This window comes from Bradyrhizobium sp. USDA 3364 (genome assembly GCF_054056355.1).
In genome coordinates, this window is sequence record NZ_JBSRYG010000002.1 from 2,218,813 (window position 1) to 2,236,170 (window position 17,358).

The following is a 17,358-nucleotide window of genomic DNA, read 5'->3' on the forward strand; positions in this document are numbered from 1 at the left end:
CAGAACAACGCCTGCCGGAAAAGCCCGGCAGGCGCCCCGCGTTCGCGAAAGTTCGCATCGATCACAGCAATGCAACATTCGCTCGCCGCAACGGCGCAAATGCATCGCGCGCTCGAACGAAAATCGCAAAAATCAAACAATCGTTGAGGTTGCACTCGACGCAAAACACGCTATCGTGCAGCCGTTGTGGGACGCGACATCTTCGTCTCGCATTTTTCACAAATCTTACGACGTATTCGCGGAGGACCGATGGCCGAGCCGTTTCTTTCCGAAATCCGCATGATGTCGTTCAACTTTCCGCCGAAGGGCTGGGCGTTCTGCAACGGCCAGTTGATGCCGATCAATCAGAACCAGGCACTATTTTCTCTGCTCGGCACGACCTATGGCGGCGATGGACGGGTCAATTTCGGTCTTCCCGATTTGCGCGGCCGGGTGCCCATTCATATGGGCGGTGGCCAGACGCTCGGCGGGCGCGGCGGCGAGGAGGCACATACGGTCTCGACGAGCGAGATGCCGACCCACTTCCACACCCTGAGCGGATCGAGTTCGCAGGGAAACACACCCAATCCCAATCTGAACAGTGTCGGTAACGTCCTGGCGCAGGATCCCGGCAATGCCTATGGCCCGCCGAACAACCTGACCAATTTGAAAACGGGTTCAATTGCCAATGTTGGCGGCAGTCAGGCGCACCTCAACATGCAACCTTTCCTGACCATCAACTTCAGTATTGCCCTGCAGGGCATTTTCCCGTCGCAAACCTGAAGGACAAGCCCCCATGGCACAACCCTATGTAGGCGAAATCCGCATGTTCGGCGGCAATTTCGCCCCGGCCGGATGGAATTTCTGTGATGGGAGCACGCTGGCGATCTCCGAATACGAGACCTTGTTTCAATTGATCGGGACCACCTACGGCGGCGACGGCGAAAGCACCTTCAAGGTGCCTGATCTGCGCGGTCGGCTGCCGCTCCACATGGGCACCGCCGGCAGCGGTACGACCTACACGATCGGGGAGACTGGTGGTGCCGAAACCATAACTCTCACCACGCAGCAGATACCGTCGCATTCGCATCCGTTGATGGGTTCGAAGAATAACGGCTCGCAGCCGGGCCCATCGAACAACGTGCTTGCCTCGTCGACCCTGATGCAGCTGTATGCGGTGGAGAACGCGGACGCTCCGATGGCTGCCTCTTCGGTCTCGTTTGTCGGCGGCAGCCAGCCGCACACCAATTTGCAGCCGTTCCTCTGCGTCAGCTTCATCATTTCGCTGTTCGGCATTTTCCCGAGCCAAACCTAGGAGCGCGACGATTCATGGCCGATCCATTCGTTGCCGAGATTCGCATTTTTCCCTTCAACTTTGCACCCAAGGGCTGGGCATTTTGCGATGGCCAGCTATTGCCGTTGTCGCAGAACACCGCGCTATTCTCGCTGCTCGGCACCACCTATGGCGGCGACGGCAAATCGAATTTCGCGCTGCCCGACATGCAGGGCAACGCGCCGATGGCGCCAGGGCAGGGTCCCGGGCTTTCGCTCTATGATCTCGGCGAAAACGGCGGCTCGGACACCGTGACGCTGCTTCAAAGCGAGATGCCATCTCACACCCATCAGATGTTCGCGACCGTCGAGAACGGCACCCAGGGCACGCTGACGACGAACATCACGCTTGCGACGTCGATGAATGGAACATTCTACCAGACCAATACGTCTGCAAATCTGGTTCCCACGAACTTCAATGCGCTCGCGCCCGCCGGCAACGGCCAGCCCCACAACAACATGCAGCCTTATCTGACCCTGAATTTCTGCGTCGCACTACAGGGCGTCTACCCGCCACGGGCTTGAGGCCCGCCTTGGCTCTCGCCGCAACCGCGACAGGCTCCGTTGCGCCCGCCTTTGGCTGGGCGCGTGCTGCGCAGTACAGCTTCCGCTTTCGCCGCCTGGCGGAGGCCGATCTGCCGTTCCTCGGCAGGCTCTATGCCTCGACGCGCGCCGAGGAGCTGGCGCCGGTGCCCTGGAGCAAGGCAGACAAGGCCGCCTTTCTCGAGCAGCAATTCCGAGCCCAGCACGCGCATTACCAGCACTACTATCCGAACGCCGACTGGCTGGTGATCGCACGCGGGGACGAAGACATCGGCCGGTTCTACATCGAGCGCTGGCCGAGCCAGCACCGCATCATCGACATCGCCTTCATGCCGGCGCACCGCGGCAGAGGTTACGGCGAGGCGCTGCTGCGCGATGCGATGGACGAGGCGTCCGCCGCCGGCAAGGACGTCTCGATCCATGTCGAGAAGCTCAATCCGGCGATGCGCCTCTACCGCCGGCTCGGCTTCGTCACCGAGGAAGACAAGGGCGTCTACGACCTGATGCGCTGGCGCGCTTCGGGAGAAGCCGACCGTCAGGTGAAGATCGCCTGATAGCCGTTGCCGCCGCCGAGCGGGCCGATCGGCACCAGAAAGATCTCCATCACGCCGAGCGCCGGATGCCGCAGCGGATAGATCGCCTGCGGCAGCCACGCGCCCTTCGGCCCCGCAAACAGCAGCGAGAACGCACCGCCCGGTCGGCCGCTGTTGCCGGCGGGCTCGATCTTGGCGAGCTTCAGCGCCACGACGCGATCCGCCGCCTGCATCTCGAACTCCGCATCCCGGTGCGGCGTGAAGTCATCAATGTGCAGCTTCGCGAGATCGACGGTGGATGTCATGCGCACGCCCCTGTTGCTTTCGACGTGTAACACACGCCGCGACGCTACGGTCAAGGATTCTGCCGCGCCCTCTCGCTGTCATTCCGGGGCTCGCAAACGGGTCGCGCGAACGCGCGCCCGATGACAGGCTCCGCGAGAGCCCGGAATGACGAGAGAGAGGTTGGCCCCCCTGCCGTTCGATCTGAGCGACAAGTAAACGCAAGACGCCGGCAAATCATGTCGAGAGATTGCGAAGGCATGATCCACGAGCCGTGCAACAGATTCGCCGTCGTCCTGGCGAAAGCCAGGACCCATTACCCCGAATAAGAGCTATTGCGCGATGCTGGGGCCGCGATCCCGTTCATCATCAAGTCCGGTGGCTATGGGTGCTGGCTTTCGCCAGGACGACGGCGGTGGATGCGGTCGCCTCGAACCGCATGGCCCGAGGACTGATGACGGCCCCGATTTCCTCCGCTAACCTCCCGGCAATGGGCCGCCGGCAAGGCGGACCAATTTGAAGGAGAACGAGCGCGTGCATCGAGGCCGTGTCATCTTCGGCGCCATGGACGAAGTCGTGTTCGGACGGGCCGCCCGTGAGGCCATCGTCGAGCAACTGGACCGGCTGGGCGCGCAGCGCGCCTTCCTGATGGTGTCCGGCACGCTGAACCGCGAGACCGACGAGATCGAGAAGGTCCGGCAGGCGCTTGGGCCTCGCTGCGCCGGAACCTTCGACAGGATGCCGGCGCACACGCCGCGCGCCGCGGTCATCGCGGCGACGGAACAGGCGCGCGATGCAAAGGCCGACCTGATCGTCACCATCGGCGGCGGCTCGATCACCGACGGCGCCAAGGCGGTGCAGCTTTGCCTCGCCAACGACGTCACCACATCCGACGGCATCGACACCATCCGCACCCGTGGCGGCGTCTCGCCGGAGATGAAGCCGCCGGCCGTGCGCCAGATCAGCGTGCCGACCACGATCGCCGGCGGCGAGTTCTCCTCGATCGCAGGCGTCACCAACGAGGCCAAGCGGCAGAAGGAGATGCTGCGCCACCCGCTGGTGATGCCGCGCGCCACCATCCTCGATCCGGAACTGTCCGTGCACACGCCGGACTGGCTGTTCCTGTCGACCGGCATCCGCGCCGTCGATCATTGCGTCGAGGGCATCTGCTCGCGCGAGGCGCATCCTTATGGCGACGCGCAGGCGATCAAGGGGCTGGAGATGCTGGCGGCGGGCCTGCCGCGGGTGAAGGCCGATCCGAAGGATATTTCAGCGCGGATGGATTGCCAGATCGGCACCTGGCTCTCGACCGGGCCGCTGGCCTCGGGCGTGCCGATGGGCGCGAGCCACGGCATCGGCTACGTGCTCGGCGCCGAGTTCGACGTGCCGCATGGCTACACCTCGTGCGTGATGCTGCCCGCGGTGATGCGCTGGAACAAGCGCGACAATGCCGACCGGCAGGCGCTGGTCGCGGCCGCGATGGGACATCCGGGCGAAGACGCCGGCGACGTACTCGACCGCTTCATCCGCGACCTCGGGATGCCGCGCAGCCTTCAGGAGGTGCAGGTCGGTCCCGAACATTTCGACCGCATCGCGGCGGGTGCGATGCGCACGCCCTGGGTGCCGCGCAATCCGCGCAAGATCGACAGTCCGTCAGAGGTTCGCGAGATTCTGGCGATGGCGGTCTAGAACAAGAACGAGCCGTGAGTGAGGAGGAAATAAAGCTCAATGTATACCGGCAAGCATGCTTATTTGCGTCCGCTGCAACCCGCCTTCATCATGGCCGGGACCGGCGAGATCGTCACCTATCGCGAGCTCGAGGCGCGCAACAACCGTCTCGCGCATCTGTTCCGCAAGCAGGGCCTGCGGCGGCTCGACCATTATTCGATCTTCATGGAGAACAACAACCGCTACCTCGAGGCCTGCGGCGCCGGCGAGCGCGCGGGGCTCTACTTCACCTGCGTCAATTCCTATCTCACCGCGGGCGAGCTCGCCTACATCCTGACCAACAGCCAGTCGCGGATCCTGATCACTTCGAAGCTGAAGCTCGACATCGCGCGCGAAGCGCTGAAGGAGTGTCCGCAGGTCGAGCTGTGTATCGTGGTCGACGGCGACAGTGAAGGTGATCGCATCGTCGGACTGCGAGAGGCCACCGCCGGCCTGCCGTCGGCTCCGATCGCAGACGAATATGCCGGCACCGCGATGCTCTATTCCTCCGGCACCACCGGCCGGCCGAAGGGCATCGTGCGGCCGCTGCCCGAGCAGCCGCCGTCGGAAAACCTGCCGCTGTTCGATTTCCTGACCCGGCTCTGGCACTACCGCGAGGGCATGGTCTATCTATCGCCGGCGCCGCTCTATCACTCGGCGCCGCAGGCCGCGGTCAATCTCACCATCCGGATGGGCGGCACCGTCGTCATCATGGAGAGTTTCGATCCCGAACGCTATCTCGAGCTGGTGCAAAAATGGGGCATCACCCACAGCCAGCTGGTGCCGACCATGTTCTCGCGGATGCTGAAGCTGCCCGAGGAGGTTCGCAGCCGCTACGACCTGTCGACGCTGGAGATCGCGATCCATGCCGCTGCGCCCTGCCCGGCGCTGGTCAAGGACGACATGATCCAATGGTGGGGCCCGATCATCCACGAATATTACGGCGCGACCGAAGGCCTCGGCTTCACCGCCTGCAACAGCACGGAATGGCTCGCCCATCGCGGCACCGTCGGCAAGGTCCTGCTCGGCGATTTGCATATCCTCGACGAGAACATGCAGCCCTGCCCGAAGGGCACGCCCGGCACCGTGTGGTTCAAGACCGCCACGCCATTCGAGTATTTCAACGACCCCGCCAAGACCAGCGAAGCGCGCTCGGCCGACGGCAGCATGAGCACGGTCGGCGACGTCGGCTATGTCGACGACGACAACTTCCTCTACCTCACCGATCGCGCCACCTTCATGATCATCTCCGGCGGCGTGAACATCTATCCGCAGGAATGCGAGAACCTGCTGATCACCCATCCCAAGGTCGCCGATGCCGCGGTGTTCGGCGTGCCCAACCTCGATCTCGGCGAGGAGGTGAAGGCGGTGGTGCAGCCGGCCGAGGGTATCGCGCCGGGGCAGGAGCTCGCCGATGAACTGATCGCCTTCTGCGCCAGCTCGCTGTCGCGCCAGAAGGTGCCGCGCTCGGTGGATTTCGAGGCCGAGCTGCCGCGGCTGCCGACCGGCAAACTCTACAAGCGCCTGCTGCGCGATCGCTACTGGGGCAACAAGACCTCGCGGATCGTGTGAGGCTGGCCGTGCGACGGGCCACGCGGATGCGGCCGGATCGGCGTCGGGCCGCAACGGACTCGCCCGCCGCGCGGATTTGGCGTTATGCTCTGCAATCGCAAGCCAGCTTCGCCGGAGGCCGCCATGCCGTCGCCCCAGCCGCGCGAGCCGGAGCCGGCACTGTCCGGCAGGCTCGAATTCACCGCCGCCGAGATCGGTGCGCTCGCCCACCTCTACCGCGGCGAGGTCTACCGCAGTACGGTCTGGCGCACCCGCCTCGACAGCTCGACCAACTGGGCTGTGGTCACGACGGGGATCGCGCTGTCGGCGACCTACAGCAACGCGGAGGCCTCGCCTTTGCCGATGGTGCTGGTCGGGCTATTGGTCACGGTCTTCCTGCTGTTCGAGGCGCGGCGCTACCGCTACTTCAACGTCTGGCGCGCCCGCGCCCGGTTGCTCGAAACCGATTTCTACGCGCCGATGATCCGCGGCGAAGACCCATCGCCGAATGCGGCCTGGACCGAGCTGCTGGCCAACGATTATCGCCGCCCCAGCTACCACATCAGCTTTGCCCGCGCGGTCGGCCGGCGGCTGCGCCGGACCTATGGCTGGATCTTCGCGATCCAGGCCATCGCCTACTACGGCAAGCTCGCGATCCATCCGCTGCCGCTCACCGAGATGAGCGCGATCTGGGACCGCGCCTCGATCGGCCCGATTCCGGGAGCCATCGTGATCCTGGCCGGCGTCGCCTTCCATTCGAGCTGGGCGCTGTTCGCCCTCGTCACGCAGCGTATGGAGGTCGCCGACCGGCGCACGCGGCACAATCTGATCGCGATGGGGTGAGGTGCCACCGGTCGCGTTGCCGGTGGCGGAGATTTCCCCTAACCTCGCAGCAACAACAAAGAAAAGGGAGGTCTTGCCGATGGAAGTGATCCCACTGCGTCCGGACTTCGGCGCCGAACTGCGCGGCGTCACGCTGTCAGACGTTGCCGCCAGCGATGCCGCCTATGCGGCGGTGCGCGCGGCGTTCGAGCAACATTCGGTGCTGGTGTTCCGTGGCCAGGAGGTCAGCGACGACATCCAGCTCGCCTTCTCGCGCCGCTTCGGTCCGCCAGAGGTGACAAAAGTCGGTTCGATGGGCACCGGCTCGCATTTCGTGATCCTCTCGACCTTCGGACCCGACGGCAAGGTGGTTCCATCAGACCATCGGCAGCAGCTGCGGGCCAGGGCCAACCAGCTCTGGCACACTGATTCCTCCTTCAAGCGCGTGCCGGCGCTGACCTCGATCCTGTCGGCGCGCATCATCCCCGAACATGGCGGCGAAACCGAGTTCGTCTCGATGCGGCTGGCCTTCGAGCGACTCGACAAGGAGTTGGCGAAGCGGCTGGAGAACTCCTTCGCCTGGCACTCCTACGCGCATTCACGCAGCAAGGTGGCCGCCGGTCTCGCGACGACGGAGGAAACCGACGCGCTGCCGCCGGTGTGCTGGCGCATGGTCTGGCGCAATCCCGTCAACGGCCGTGGCGCGTTGTATCTCGCCTCTCATGCCTATGGCGTCGAGGGCATGGATGCCGATGCCGGCAAGGCGCTGATCGAGCAATTGACCGACGCCGCGACCGCGCCCGGTGTCAGCTATCTGCACCAATGGAAGCAGGGCGACGTCGTGATGTGGGACAACCGCGCCACCATGCATCGCGGCCGCCCGTGGCCGGCGCATGAGGGCCGCCTGATGATCCGCACCACGATCTCTGCGACCGAGGCCGACGGCGTCGCCAACATGCGCCTGCCCTCACCGCAGGCGGCGGAGTGAGATCATATGTTTCCCCTCATCCTGAGGCGCGAGCGCAGCGAGCCTCGAAGGATGAGTCGGCCACCGGCTCGGGCCCTGCAACCTTCGAGACGCGCGTTCCGCGCTCCTCAGGATAACGGAACGAACCTCGGCGCTGCTTAGCGAACATCGGCGACAAACTGTCGCTGATTGCGGAACACTTCACACCGCACGAATCGGGATCAGCAATCGAAATCGAGCGGAGATGGATCGCTGCATGGCAAAACAACCGGAGTTCCCCGCAATCGCAGCCATTATTCCCGGTCCGTGGAAATTTTTAATGCGCTCACGTCATCCGAATTACCAATCCCTTCGCGACCGTCGCTGGTTGCCCGACAGCCTCACCGTGGTATCGTCGATGCCAATCGGCCTTTGAGACCGAATGCGGGAGGGGACCATGCGGAGCGTGCAAGCGCTGGCCGTCGCGGTGTTGTCTGTGCTGGCCATCAGCGACGTTTCACGCGCAGCCGAACCGAAATCGGGCGGCATCTTCAGAATCTATCACCGCGACAGCCCCGGCAGCGCCTCGATCCACGAGGGCGCGACCTATTCGCTGAACGTGCCGTTCATGCCGATCTTCAACAATCTCGTCATCTTCGATCAGCACATCGCCCAGAACAGCGCCAGCACGATCCGGCCCGAGCTTGCGGAAAGCTGGGCCTGGAGCGGCGACAACAAGACGCTGACTTTCAAGCTGCGCAACGACGTGAAATGGCACGACGGCAAGCCGTTCACCGCGGCCGACGTCAAATGCACCTTCGACATGCTGATGGGCAAATCGCCGCAGAAGTTCCGGCAAAACCCGCGCAAATCCTGGTACGACCAGGTCCAGGAAGTCACCACCAACGGCGACTATGAGGCCTCGTTCAAGCTGAAGCGGCCGCAGCCTGCGCTGTTGTCGCTGCTCGCCTCGGGCTACTCGCCGGTCTATCCCTGTCACGTCTCGCCGGCGGAGATGCGCACCAAGCCAATCGGCACCGGTCCGTTCAAATTCGTCGAGTTCAAGGCCAACGAATCGATCAAGCTCACCAAGAATCCTGATTACTTCAAGAAGGGCCTGCCCTATCTCGACGGTATCGAGTTTACCATCATCCCGAACCGCTCGACGGCGATCCTCGGCTTCGTCTCCGGCAAGTTCGATATGACGTTCCCGACCGAGGTCTCGATCCCGCTGCTGAAGGACGTCAAGTCGCAGGACCCGACAGCGGTCTGCGTGGTGGAACCGAACAACGTCTCCACCAACATCATCATCAACTCGACCGCGCCGCCGTTCGACAATCTCGACGTCCGCCGCGCGCTTGCGCTGGCGCTCGACCGCAAGGCGTTCATCCAGATCATGTTCGAGGGCCAAGGCGACATCGGCGGTACCATGGAGCCGGCGCCGGACGGCCTGTGGGCGATGCCGAAGGACATGCTGGAGCAGATCCCCGGCTACGGTCCCGACGTCGAGAAGAACCGCGAGGAAGCGCGCAAGCTGATGCAGAAGGCGGGTTATGGCCCGGACAAGCATCTGCAGATCAAGGTGTCGACGCGCAACATCGCGGTCTACCGCGATCCGGCGATCATCCTGATCGACCAGATCAAGAGCATCTATATCGACGCCGAGCTCGACGTCGTCGACACCGCGCAATGGTTCCCGAAGATCGCGCGCAAGGACTATTCGCTCGGTCTCAACCTGACCGGCAACGCCGTCGACGAACCCGACCAGTCCTTCTACGAGAACTATGCCTGCGGCTCGGAACGGAACTACACCAACTATTGCAACAAGGACATCGAGAAGCTGTTCGACCAGCAGTCGGAGGAGACCGATCTCGACAAGCGCAAGAAGCTGGTCTGGGAGATCGACAAGAAACTGCAGGAAGACGTCGCGCGACCGATCATCTTCCATGCCCGCACCGGCACCTGCTGGAAGCCTTACGTGAAGAATGTCACGATCATGTCCAACAGCTCCTATAACGGCTATCGTTACGAAGACGTCTGGCTGGATAAATAAGACGTAGCGTTTTCGAGCGAAGTGGATACCGGTTCGCGTAAAGAAAACGCGTCAGAAGAACGACACAGGCGAGATCGGGGAGAGAGCCAGGGTGTTTGCCTATATCGTGCGGCGGCTGTTCCTGATGCTCGTGACCCTGTTCGGGATCTCGGTCATCATCTTCGTGCTGCTGCGCGTCGTACCCGGCAACATCGTCGACATCCTGTTCGATGCCGCGGGCTTCGTCGATCCCGCCGACAAGGCCAATCTCGAGCGCGAGCTCGGCCTGAGCCAGCCGATCGTGATCCAGTATCTGCACTGGATCGGCGGCCTGCTGCACGGCGATCTCGGCTATTCGTATGTCTCCGAGAAGCCGGCGCTGGAGGAAATCCTGCCGCGGATTCCGATCACCGCGCGGCTGGCGGGACTGGCACTGTTGTTCTCCGCCTCGATCGGCATTCCGCTCGGCGTGATCAGCGCCGTGCACCAGGGCTCAAGGCTCGATTATGCGCTGCGCGTCGTCAGCCTCAGCGGCCTGTCGCTGCCGTCGTTCTGGCTCGGCCTCTTGATCCTGATGGCCTCGGTCTCGCTGTTCGGCACCATGCCCATCTTCAATCCGAACCCGAAGACCTGGCTCGAGGCGCTGACCATCTATGCGGTGCCGGCGATGGCGGTCGGCTTCCGCAGCGCGGCGCTGACCATGCGCATCACGCGCTCCTCGATGCTGGAGATCCTGCGCCAGGACTACATCCGTACCGCGCGCGCCAAGGGCGCCTCGGAGGCCTCCGTGAACTATCACCACGCGCTGAAGAACGCGGTGCTGCCGGTGATCACCGTGATCGGCATCGAGGCCGCGTTCCTGATCGGCGGGCTAATCGTGACCGAGACCGTGTTCAACATCCCCGGCATCGCCCGCTTCCTGGTCGAGGCGCTGCGCTGGCGCGATTATCCGATCGTGCAGAACCTCGTGATGTTCATCGCCGTCGTCGTCGTGGTCGTGAATTTCATCGTCGACATGCTCTATGCGGCAATCGACCCGCGCATCCGGTTCGGAGACTAACCGATGGCGACGATCAATTTCGACAGCGAATTGCGACGCGCCGGGGCCAACGCCACCGGCGGCTGGGGACGGCTGGCATTCCTCGCGCAACGCCATGTGCTCGGCACGGTCGGCCTGATCATCATGCTGCTGTTCGTGCTGACCGCGATCTTTGCCAACCTCATCAGCCGCTACGACCCACTCACCGTGGATTCCGCGCACCGGCTCGCCGCGCCCTCCGCGCTGCACTGGTTCGGCACCGATTCGTTCGGCCGCGACGTCTGGAGCCGCATCATCCACGGCGCACGGATCTCGCTTGCGGTCGGCATCGGCTCCACGACGCTGGGCGCCACGCTCGGCGTGATCGTGGGCCTTGCGTCCGGCTATCTCTCCGGCTGGGTCGACCTCGTGTTCCAGCGCGTCACCGACATCCTGCAATCGCTGCCGCTGCTGGTGCTTGCGCTGGTGATGACCGCAGCACTCGGCCCTTCGCTGCCGAACGTGATCCTCGCCATCGCAATTCCCCTGATCCCGACCGTTGCCCGCGTGATCCGCGCCAACACGCTGGCGCTGCGCGAGCAGCCGTTCGTCGAGGCCGCGAAATCGATCGGCATGAGCGAGATGCGGATCGCGCTGCGCCATGTGCTGCCGAACACCATTGCGCCCTTGATCGTGCTGGCAACCGCCCAGCTCGGCTCGACCATCCTGACCGAGGCGTCGCTGTCGTTCCTCGGCCTCGGCATTCCCGAACCCTATCCGTCATGGGGCCGCATGCTGTCTGAATCCGCCGCCGAATATGTCCGCACCGCGCCGTGGCTGGTGATCTTCCCCGGTATCGCCATCAGCCTTGCCGTGTTCGGCACCAATCTGTTCGGCGACGCCTTGCGCGACATCCTCGATCCGAGGCAGCGCGGCTGATGAGCGAGGCTAAGACGCTCGATACGGTTCTCGACGTGAAGAACCTGCAAACGGTGTTCTTCACCAACTCCGGCCTGTTCCGCGCGGTCGACGACGTCTCGTTCTCGGTTCGCCGCGGCGAGACCTTGGCGATCGTCGGCGAATCCGGCTGCGGCAAGAGCGTCAGCGCGCTCTCGATCATGCGCCTGGTGCCCGATCCGCCCGGCCGCATCGTCGGCGGCTCGGTGACGCTCGAAGGCACCGATCTGCTGAAGCTCGACGATGCCGCGATGCGCGACATCCGCGGCAACCGCATATCGATGATCTTCCAGGAGCCGATGACTTCGCTCAATCCGGTGATGCGGATCGGCGACCAGATCATCGAGGCAGTGCGGCTGCATCAGAAGGTCAGCAATAAGGAGGCCTGGAAGCAGGCGGTCGACATGCTGCGGCTGGTGCGCATCCCGGAACCGGAGCGGCGCGCCCAGGAATATCCGCACCAGCTCTCCGGCGGCATGCGCCAGCGCGCGATGATCGCGATGGCGCTGGCCTGCCGGCCCGCGCTGCTGATTGCGGACGAGCCGACCACGGCGCTCGACGTCACTATTCAGGCGCAGATCCTCGCGCTGATCGTCGATTTGCAGCAGCGCCTCGGCACCGGACTGATCCTGATCACCCATGACCTCGGTGTCGTCGCTCAGACCGCACAGCGGGTGATCGTGATGTATGCCGGCAAGAAGGTCGAGGAGGCGACGGTCGAATCATTGTTCGAGACGCCGCTGCACCCCTACACGCGCGGGCTGATGGCCTCGATTCCCGCGGTACCCTCGCCCGACGCGAAAACCGACGTGCGGCTGGTCGAAATCCCGGGCATGGTGCCGTCGCTGACCAAATTGCCGCCCGGCTGCGCCTTCGCGCCGCGCTGCAAGCTCGCGATCGACCGCTGCCGCCAGGAGTACCCACCGCTCGAGGAGGTCAGGAGCAATCACTGGGCGGCGTGCTGGCGCGCCGGCGAACTGGCGGAGGCGTCATGACCGAGCAACGCCCGCTTCTCGAAGTCACGGATCTCGTCAAGCACTACGCGGTGCGCGGCGGCGTGCTGCGCCGGCAGGTCGGCACCGTGCATGCGGTCGACGGCGTCAGCTTCGCGCTCGGCGCCGGCGAAACGCTCGGACTTGTCGGCGAATCCGGCTGCGGCAAGTCGACCGTGGCGCGCACCGTGCTGCGGCTGGTCGAGCCGACCAGCGGCGCCATCAAGCTCGACGGCGAGGACATCGCACCACTCAGCAAGACCGCGCTGCGGCCATACCGCCGCTCGATGCAGATCGTGTTCCAGGATCCGTTCGCCTCGCTCAACCCCCGCATGACGGCAGGCGACATCGTCGGCGAACCCTTGACCGTGCATGGGCTTGCGAGCGGTGCGAAGAAGCAGGAGCGCGTCGCGGATTTATTCCAGCAGGTCGGCCTGCGGCCCGACCAGATGAAGAATTTTCCGCACCAGTTCTCCGGCGGCCAGCGGCAGCGCATCTGCATCGCGCGCGCGCTGTCGCTCGGGCCGCGGCTGATCGTCTGCGACGAGCCGGTCTCCGCGCTCGACGTCTCGATCCAGGCGCAGGTGATCAACCTGCTGATCGACCTGCAGCGCAAGCAGAACTTCTCCTACCTGTTCATCGCGCACGATCTCGCTGTTGTCGCCCATATCAGCCACCGCGTCGCCGTTATGTATCTCGGCCGCATCGTCGAGATCGCCGACAAGCACGAGCTGTTCGCCAATCCGCGCCATCCCTACACCCAGGCGCTGCTCGCCTCGGTGCCGATCGCCGACCCCAAGGCGAAGCGCACCGCGCCCTTGATCGACGGCGACGTGCCGAGCCCGATCAATCCGCCCTCCGGCTGCGCCTTCCACACCCGCTGCCGCTACGCGATCGATCGCTGCAGGACCGAGCGGCCGGTGCTGCAGGAGGCGGGAGCGCGCCATCAGGTCGCGTGCTGGCTCAATGACGGCACGGGGCGTGAAGAGTAGAGCCGTCGTCCCGGCGAAAGCCGGGCGACACCCTATGCCGCGGCCTCGATCTCCACCACGATCTTCCCGGTCGTCACCTGCTCGCCCTCGGCGACATCGATCGACGACACCGTGCCCGCGACGCCGGCGGTGTGGACGTGCTCCATCTTCATCGCCTCGAGCGTCATCACCGGCTGCCCGGCCGCGACCTTGTCACCGGCTTTCACCAGCACCGCAACGACCCGGCCGTTCATCGCCGCGCGGACCTTGCCGTCGCCGCCGGCGGCCGACGCGCTCTCCGGCGGCGCCAGCGTGAGATCGCGCGCCGACAGCGTGACGCCACGATGCAGGACATAGAGCCTATCGCCATCGCGCAGGAACCTGGCCTGCTCCATCACACCGTCGTGGTGAAAGCGGATGCTGTCCTGATCGAACTCGTCGATCACGAAGCGGAACCGATCGCCGTTGCAGGTCGCGAGGTAGCTGCCGTCGCGCTCGCGGACGATCTCGATCTCCTGCACGCCGTGGCCGAGATCGATCCGCAAGCCGAGCGGGAATGTCGCCGACAGCGACCGGCCGCGCTGCCATGGCGGCGCATGCGGATGGGTGACATAGAGCAGCAGCGCCGCGAGCGCGACGTCGCTGCCGCGATCCGGCCGCGGCGCCAGCAGCGCATCGCGGTTATTGCCGATGAAGGCTGTGGTCGCCTCGCCCTTGGCGAAAACCGGATTGCGCAGGCAGTCGATCAGAAAACCCTGATTGGTGGTGACGCCGAAGGCCGTCAACTGCTCCAGCGCGCAGATCAACCTGCCGCGCGCCTCGTCGCGGGTCGCGCCATGGCTGATGACCTTGGCGATCATCGAATCATAGAATGGCGGGATCTCCGAGCCGGACTGCAGCGCGTGCTCGACACGGATGCCATCGGGCATCTGCCACCGCGCCATCGTGCCGGATTGCGGCATGAAGTCGTGCCCCGCATCCTCCGAGCAGAGCCGCACCTCGATGGCATGACCGGAGAAGGAGACTTCCTCCTGCCTCACGCCGATTGGCTCGCCGCGGGCGACGCGAAGCTGCAATTCGACGAGATCGAGCCCGGTGATCGCCTCGGTGACGGGATGCTCGACCTGCAGCCGCGTGTTCATCTCCATGAAGTAGAAATTGCCAGCGCGATCGAGCAGGAACTCCAGCGTGCCGGCGCCTTCGTAGCCGATTGCCTTGACCGCTTGCACCGCGACCGCGCCCATGCGCGCGCGCAACTCCGGCGTCACCGCCGGCGACGGGGCCTCTTCGATCAGCTTCTGGTGACGCCGCTGCACCGAGCAATCGCGTTCGCCGAGATGGATGGCGTTGCCATGGCGATCCCCGAACACCTGGATCTCGATGTGGCGCGGATCGACGATCGCGCGCTCGAGGATCACGGTGCGATCGCCGAACGCACCCTGCGCCTCCGAGCGGGCGCTGCGCAGCGCATCCGGAAATGCCGCGGCATCCGCGACCAGCCGCATGCCGCGGCCGCCGCCACCGGCGACTGCCTTGATCATGACGGGGAAGCCGATCGCCTTGGCTTCCGCCAGCATCACGGCATCGCTCTGATCGGCGCCCTGATAGCCGGGCACGCAAGGCACGCCGGCCTTTTGCATGATGTCCTTGGCGCCGGCCTTGTTGCCCATCGCAAGGATCGCTTCCGGCGATGGCCCGATGAACACCAGCCCCGCATCGCAGCAGGCCCGCGCAAAGTCCTCGTTCTCGGCGAGGAAGCCGTAGCCAGGATGCACCGCGCTGGCGCCGCTTGCCTTGGCGGCAGCGACGATGGCGTCGATCTTCAGATAGGACTGCGCCGGCAACGCCTCACCGATCCGCACCGCCTGGTCGGCCTCGCTCACATGCAGCGCGTCGCGGTCGGCGTCCGAATAGACCGCGACGACGCCATAGCCGAGCCGCCGCGCTGATCGCATGATGCGCAGCGCGATCTCGCCGCGATTGGCGATCAGGATCTTGAAGAACGGCGTCCGTCTCACGATTGCCCCCGCTCATGGCCGCGCCACCGAGAACTGCATCCGCTGCGGGGTGCGTGCCTCGGCCTCGCGGCAGATCGCAAGCACCTCTGACAGCACCGCGCGCGTATCGCGCGGATCGATCACGCCGTCGTCGAGCACGCGGGCGCTGGTCGAGAACACGTCCATCTGGCTGTCGAACACGCCGGTGATCTGCGCCTTCATCGCCTCCAGCTTCTCCTTCTCGATCGGCTTGCCCCGCCGCGCGGCAGCGGCCTCGGTCACGATCGCCATGGTTTCGGCGGCCTGCTCGCCACCCATCACGGCCGTCTTGGCGTTCGGCCAGGAGAAGCAGAACCGCGGATGGAAGCCGCGGCCGCACATGCCGTAATTGCCGGCGCCGAACGAGGCGCCGCAATACAGCGTGATCTGCGGCACCGTCGCCGAGGTCACCGCCTGGATCATCTTGGAGCCGTGCTTGATCATGCCGGCCTCTTCATAGGCCTTGCCCACCATGTAGCCGGTGGTGTTGTTCATGTAGAGGATCGGCGTGCGCGACTGGCAGCAGGCCTGGATGAAATGCGTCGCCTTGTTGGCGCCGGGCACATCGAGCGGGCCGTTATTGGTGATGATGCCGATGGCCTGCCCCTCGATGCGGGCATGACCGCAGACCGTCGCCGGGCCGTAATTGGCGCCGAACTCGGTGAAGTCGGAATCGTCGATGAAGCGCGCAATCGCCTGCCGCATGTCGACGGGCCGCTTGTGATCCATCGGCATGATGCCGAGGAGTTCCTCCGCGTCGTAGCGCGGCTTGAACGCGGCTGGTTCTGGGCTCGGCCGGTCCTGAGGACGATCCCACGGCAGCTTGGCCATGATCTCGCGCGCGATGCGCAGCGCATCGCGGTCGTCCTCGGCGAGATAGTCGCCGAGGCCGGAGACCTGGGTGTGCATCTCGGCGCCGCCGAGCTCCTCCTCGGTCGCGATCTCGCCGGTCGCGGCCCTGAGCAAAGGCGGCCCGGCGAGGAACGCGCGGGTCCGGCCGCGCACCATCACGATATAGTCGGAGAGGCCCGTCTGATAGGCGCCGCCCGCAGTCGAGGAACCGTGCGTCACCGTGACGACCGGAAGCCCCGCCGCCGACAGCCGCGCCAGATTGCGAAAAATGTTGCCGCCGCGGACGAAATCCTCGACCCGGTAGCGCAGCAGATTGGCGCCGGCGCTCTCGACGAGCTGCACATAGGGCAGCTTGTTCTCCAGCGCGAGTTCCTGCACCCGCAGCGTCTTGTCGAGGCCGTACGGCTGCAGCGCGCCGGCGTCGATGCCGGCATCATTGGCGCTGACCATACAGCGGATGCCGGAGACGAAGCCGATGCCCGCAACCAGTCCGCCGCCGGGCACGCTCTTGGCCGCATCAGCCACGTCGAACATGTAGCCGGCGAGCGTCGACAGTTCGAGGAACGGCGAGCCGGGATCGAGCACCAACGCGACGCGCTCGCGTGGCAGGAGTTGCCCGCGCTTGTGGAAGCGGTCCTTGGCGGCGGCGGACGCCGCGCGCGTCCGCTCCTCAAGCCCCCGCATCCGGGCGATCAGCGCCAGCATGCCGTCGCGATTGCCCAGGAACGCGGCGCTGCCGGTGGCGATGGTGTTCTCGATGATGGCCATGTCCAGCCTATTCGTGATTCCGGGGCGATGCGAAGCA

Annotated in this window: 17 protein-coding genes; 14 read left to right on the top strand and 3 right to left on the bottom strand. The window is 65.0% G+C overall.

What is annotated here, in order from left to right; all coding sequences use genetic code 11:
- The first annotated feature begins 249 nt into the window (after positions 1–249).
- From ACVILL_RS10295 to ACVILL_RS10310, 4 genes are read left to right on the top strand one after another with little or no spacing between them, the layout of a single operon-like run.
- Positions 250–762, top strand: coding sequence for a phage tail protein (locus ACVILL_RS10295; RefSeq protein WP_456728949.1), 513 nt, complete (start codon positions 250–252; stop codon positions 760–762).
- Between the two features lie 43 nt (positions 763–805).
- The gene (locus ACVILL_RS10300; RefSeq protein ID WP_456728950.1) at positions 806–1,294 is read left to right on the top strand and encodes a phage tail protein; all 489 of its coding nucleotides are present in this window, start codon (positions 806–808) and stop codon (positions 1,292–1,294) included.
- Between the two features lie 14 nt (positions 1,295–1,308).
- The gene (locus tag ACVILL_RS10305; protein ID WP_456728951.1) at positions 1,309–1,836 is read left to right on the top strand and encodes a phage tail protein; all 528 of its coding nucleotides are present in this window, start codon (positions 1,309–1,311) and stop codon (positions 1,834–1,836) included.
- Between the two features lie 8 nt (positions 1,837–1,844).
- Positions 1,845–2,408 (top strand): GNAT family N-acetyltransferase, encoded by a 564-nt coding sequence (locus tag ACVILL_RS10310; RefSeq protein WP_456728952.1) that lies wholly within the window; start codon positions 1,845–1,847, stop codon positions 2,406–2,408.
- On the opposite strand, the gene ACVILL_RS10315 is transcribed toward ACVILL_RS10310, so the two are convergent.
- Positions 2,390–2,692 (bottom strand): DUF6916 family protein, encoded by a 303-nt coding sequence (locus ACVILL_RS10315; protein ID WP_456728953.1) that lies wholly within the window; start codon positions 2,690–2,692, stop codon positions 2,390–2,392. The genes ACVILL_RS10310 and ACVILL_RS10315 overlap by 19 nt on opposite strands.
- Positions 2,693–3,203: 511 nt before the next feature.
- Here ACVILL_RS10315 and ACVILL_RS10320 point away from each other — a divergent pair.
- The 10 genes from ACVILL_RS10320 (at position 3,204) to ACVILL_RS10365 (ending at position 13,686) form a co-directional block, all read left to right on the top strand.
- Positions 3,204–4,358, top strand: a complete 1,155-nt coding sequence (locus ACVILL_RS10320; protein WP_456728954.1) for an iron-containing alcohol dehydrogenase — start codon at positions 3,204–3,206, stop codon at positions 4,356–4,358.
- A 39-nt stretch (positions 4,359–4,397) separates the two neighbouring features.
- Complete coding sequence (locus ACVILL_RS10325) at positions 4,398–5,948, top strand: AMP-binding protein (protein WP_456728955.1); 1,551 nt, start codon at positions 4,398–4,400, stop codon at positions 5,946–5,948.
- 123 nt (positions 5,949–6,071) lie between these two features.
- Entirely contained in the window at positions 6,072–6,770 is a 699-nt protein-coding gene (locus ACVILL_RS10330; RefSeq protein WP_456728956.1) for a DUF2270 domain-containing protein, read from the top strand.
- Between the two features lie 79 nt (positions 6,771–6,849).
- A complete protein-coding gene (locus ACVILL_RS10335; RefSeq protein WP_456728957.1) occupies positions 6,850–7,737 on the top strand; it encodes a TauD/TfdA dioxygenase family protein in 888 nt (295 codons plus the stop codon).
- Positions 7,738–7,972: 235 nt separating this feature from the next.
- The gene (locus ACVILL_RS10340) at positions 7,973–8,131 is read left to right on the top strand and encodes a hypothetical protein (RefSeq protein ID WP_456728958.1); all 159 of its coding nucleotides are present in this window, start codon (positions 7,973–7,975) and stop codon (positions 8,129–8,131) included.
- A gap of 21 nt (positions 8,132–8,152) precedes the next feature.
- Entirely contained in the window at positions 8,153–9,748 is a 1,596-nt protein-coding gene (locus ACVILL_RS10345; protein WP_456728959.1) for an ABC transporter substrate-binding protein, read from the top strand.
- 91 nt (positions 9,749–9,839) lie between these two features.
- Positions 9,840–10,787 carry an ABC transporter permease gene (locus ACVILL_RS10350; protein ID WP_028335293.1) on the top strand — a complete coding sequence of 316 codons (948 nt, stop codon included), beginning with the start codon at positions 9,840–9,842 and terminating at the stop codon, positions 10,785–10,787.
- A gap of 3 nt (positions 10,788–10,790) precedes the next feature.
- On the top strand, positions 10,791–11,684 hold the full coding sequence (locus tag ACVILL_RS10355; protein ID WP_456728960.1) for an ABC transporter permease: 894 nt from the start codon (positions 10,791–10,793) through the stop codon (positions 11,682–11,684).
- On the top strand, positions 11,684–12,697 hold the full coding sequence (locus ACVILL_RS10360) for an ABC transporter ATP-binding protein (RefSeq protein WP_456728961.1): 1,014 nt from the start codon (positions 11,684–11,686) through the stop codon (positions 12,695–12,697). Before ACVILL_RS10355 ends, ACVILL_RS10360 begins: the two co-directional genes overlap by 1 nt.
- Positions 12,694–13,686, top strand: coding sequence for an ABC transporter ATP-binding protein (locus ACVILL_RS10365; protein ID WP_456728962.1), 993 nt, complete (start codon positions 12,694–12,696; stop codon positions 13,684–13,686). Before ACVILL_RS10360 ends, ACVILL_RS10365 begins: the two co-directional genes overlap by 4 nt.
- 32 nt (positions 13,687–13,718) lie before the next feature.
- Here ACVILL_RS10365 and ACVILL_RS10370 read toward each other — a convergent pair whose 3' ends face one another.
- Entirely contained in the window at positions 13,719–15,683 is a 1,965-nt protein-coding gene (locus ACVILL_RS10370; RefSeq protein WP_456728963.1) for an acetyl/propionyl/methylcrotonyl-CoA carboxylase subunit alpha, read from the bottom strand.
- Positions 15,684–15,695: 12 nt separating this feature from the next.
- On the bottom strand, positions 15,696–17,321 hold the full coding sequence (locus tag ACVILL_RS10375) for an acyl-CoA carboxylase subunit beta (protein WP_456728964.1): 1,626 nt from the start codon (positions 17,319–17,321) through the stop codon (positions 15,696–15,698).
- Positions 17,322–17,358: the final 37 nt, after the last annotated feature.

Bases quoted from the DNA above. Each gene is read 5' to 3' on its own strand.
- ACVILL_RS10325 (WP_456728955.1), top strand. From the start codon at position 4,398: ATGTATACCGGCAAGCATGCTTATTTGCGTCCGCTGCAACCCGCCTTC.
- ACVILL_RS10340 (WP_456728958.1), top strand. From the start codon at position 7,973: ATGGCAAAACAACCGGAGTTCCCCGCAATCGCAGCCATTATTCCCGGT.
- ACVILL_RS10345 (WP_456728959.1), top strand. From the start codon at position 8,153: ATGCGGAGCGTGCAAGCGCTGGCCGTCGCGGTGTTGTCTGTGCTGGCC.
- ACVILL_RS10375 (WP_456728964.1), bottom strand. From the start codon at position 17,321: ATGGCCATCATCGAGAACACCATCGCCACCGGCAGCGCCGCGTTCCTG.
- ACVILL_RS10315 (WP_456728953.1), bottom strand. From the start codon at position 2,692: ATGACATCCACCGTCGATCTCGCGAAGCTGCACATTGATGACTTCACG.
- ACVILL_RS10360 (WP_456728961.1), top strand. From the start codon at position 11,684: ATGAGCGAGGCTAAGACGCTCGATACGGTTCTCGACGTGAAGAACCTG.
- ACVILL_RS10330 (WP_456728956.1), top strand. From the start codon at position 6,072: ATGCCGTCGCCCCAGCCGCGCGAGCCGGAGCCGGCACTGTCCGGCAGG.
- ACVILL_RS10300 (WP_456728950.1), top strand. From the start codon at position 806: ATGTTCGGCGGCAATTTCGCCCCGGCCGGATGGAATTTCTGTGATGGG.
- ACVILL_RS10295 (WP_456728949.1), top strand. From the start codon at position 250: ATGGCCGAGCCGTTTCTTTCCGAAATCCGCATGATGTCGTTCAACTTT.
- ACVILL_RS10335 (WP_456728957.1), top strand. From the start codon at position 6,850: ATGGAAGTGATCCCACTGCGTCCGGACTTCGGCGCCGAACTGCGCGGC.
- ACVILL_RS10305 (WP_456728951.1), top strand. From the start codon at position 1,309: ATGGCCGATCCATTCGTTGCCGAGATTCGCATTTTTCCCTTCAACTTT.
- ACVILL_RS10365 (WP_456728962.1), top strand. From the start codon at position 12,694: ATGACCGAGCAACGCCCGCTTCTCGAAGTCACGGATCTCGTCAAGCAC.
- ACVILL_RS10355 (WP_456728960.1), top strand. From the start codon at position 10,791: ATGGCGACGATCAATTTCGACAGCGAATTGCGACGCGCCGGGGCCAAC.